Source organism: Rhizobium sp. PRIMUS64, from assembly GCF_023006465.1.
Classification (GTDB): domain Bacteria; phylum Pseudomonadota; class Alphaproteobacteria; order Rhizobiales; family Rhizobiaceae; genus Rhizobium; species Rhizobium leguminosarum.
On the sequence record NZ_JALBGX010000270.1, the window covers coordinates 1 to 2,311 of the forward strand.

At 63.6% G+C, this 2,311-nt stretch carries 1 protein-coding gene; it reads left to right on the plus strand.

All coding sequences use genetic code 11. From position 1 onward, the window contains the following. The coding region (locus MOV76_RS38930; protein WP_247266570.1) for a helicase-related protein at window positions 1-2,311 on the plus strand (2,311 nt) is incomplete at both ends.

Sequence of the window (2,311 nt, forward strand, 5' to 3'; positions counted from 1 at the left end):
CGGCGGCGCCGCGGTCGTGCTTGGCGCGCTTAGCCCGCGCACCCGCAATGCGCAGGTGGCGCTCTATCAGGCAGGCGACGTCGAGTATCTGGTGGCGACCGATGCGATCGGCATGGGCCTCAACCTCGATGTCGATCACGTTGCCTTTGCCCAGGACCGGAAATTCGACGGTTACCAGTTCCGCAATCTCAATCCTGGCGAACTCGGCCAGGTCGCCGGGCGCGCCGGGCGACACGTGCGGGACGGGACCTTCGGCGTCACCGGACAGGTCTCGCCCTTCGACGATGAGCTGGTGCAGCGCATCGAGGGGCACGAGTTCGACAACGTGAAGGTTTTGCAGTGGCGGACGACGGAGATGGACTTCTCCTCAATCGCATCGCTGCGCGCCAGCCTTGAGGTGGGACCGCGCGTACCGGGGCTGACGCGGGCGCTGCCTGCGGTCGACCAGCAGGCGCTGGAACAGCTTTCGCGCTATCCCGAGGTCATCGATCTCGCCGACAGGCCGGCGCGCGTCGAAAAACTCTGGGAGGCTTGCGCGCTTCCCGACTATCGGCGTATCACCCCAGCACAACATGCCGATCTTATCGCGACCCTCTTTTCCGATCTCGTCCGCTATGGCACGGTGAACGAGCAGTTTCTTGCGGAGCAGGTTCATCGCTCCGATCGAACAGATGGGGAAATTGACACGCTTTCGGCGCGAATCGCGCAGATAAGGACCTGGACCTACGTTTCGAATCGGCCCGGTTGGCTTGCCGATCCGACACACTGGCAGGAAAAGACGCGGGAAATCGAAGATCGATTGTCCGACGCGTTACATGAAAGGTTGACGAAACGCTTTGTTGATCGCAGGACATCTGTGCTCATGAAGCGCCTGAGAGAGAATGCGATGCTGGAAGCTGAAATCAGTGTGAATGGCGATGTCTTCGTTGAAGGACATCATGTAGGGCAGTTGAGCGGATTCCGTTTCACGCCAGTGGCGGGAACGGACGGACCGGATGCCAAGGCGGTTCAGGCTGCGTCGCAGAAGGCGCTCGGGCTCGAGTTCGAAGCCCGCGCGGCCCGGATGCATGCCGCCGGCAACAGCGATCTGGTGATCGGTTCGGACGGTTTGATCCGTTGGCTGGGCGACCCGGTGGCGCGGCTTTCGGGCAGCGATCACATCATGCGTCCGCGCGTGATCCTGCTGGCCGACGAACAACTGACGGGCAATGCCCGTGATCACGTCGCCGCCCGCATCGAGCGCTTCGTCAATCATCATATCAGCACGGTGCTGAAGCCGCTCGATGATCTGTCGCGCGCCGAGGACCTGCAGGGTCTCGCGAAGGGGCTTGCCTTCCAGCTCGTCGAGAATCTCGGGGTGCTCTTCCGTCGCGACGTGACCGAGGAGGTGAAGTCGCTTGACCAGGAGGCCCGTGCCTCAATGCGCCGTTACGGCGTGCGTTTCGGCGCCTATCATATCTTCGTTCCGGCACTTCTGAAGCCGGCGCCGGCCGAGCTCATCACGCTGCTCTGGGCGCTGAAGAACGACGGTCTCGACAAGGCGGGTTATGGCGATCTCATTCCGGTGCTTGCCGCCGGCCGCACCTCCGTCGTCACCGATCCGAGCTTCGAGCGGATGTTCTACAAGCTCGCCGGCTTCCGTTTCCTCGGCAAGCGTGCCGTGCGCATCGACATTCTGGAAAGGCTTGCCGATATCATCCGGCCGCTGCTGCAATGGAAGCCTGGTCAAAACAACCGTCCGGAGGGCGCCTATGACGGCCGCCGCTTCACGACGACGACGGCGATGCTGTCGATCCTCGGTGCGACGCTCGAGGACATGGAAGAAATCCTCAAGGGTCTCGGCTATCGCGCCGATGCCGTGAAGGCGGAGGAGGCATCAGTACATCTTGCGACGCAGGATGCGGCCTCAGTGCCTGCTGCCACTGCGGAAACGCCTGCGGAAGAGACAGCCGAAAAGGCTGATCACGACGATGCCGACGGAGCGGCGGAAGAGACTGCTGCCGAGACGGCTCCGGCGGTTGCTGACGCGCCCGTAGCCGAAGCGGTCCAGACCCCCGCTCCGGTCGAAGCGATCGAGACATCGGCTCCGGTGGAAGCGTCTGGGGAAGCGGTGTCCGTTCCCGAGGAAGCAGCACCTGCTGCTGGGGAAGCAGTACCTGCTGTTGGGGAAGCCAGCGAGCCGGTGGAACCGAAGCCGGTTCTTCTGTGGCGTCTCGGCGGCCGCAACGACAATCAGCGCCAGGCGCGCGGCGGGCATGGCGATCGCCGTGGCGGCCAGGGCCAGGAGCGCGGTCAGAACCAGGAACGCGGC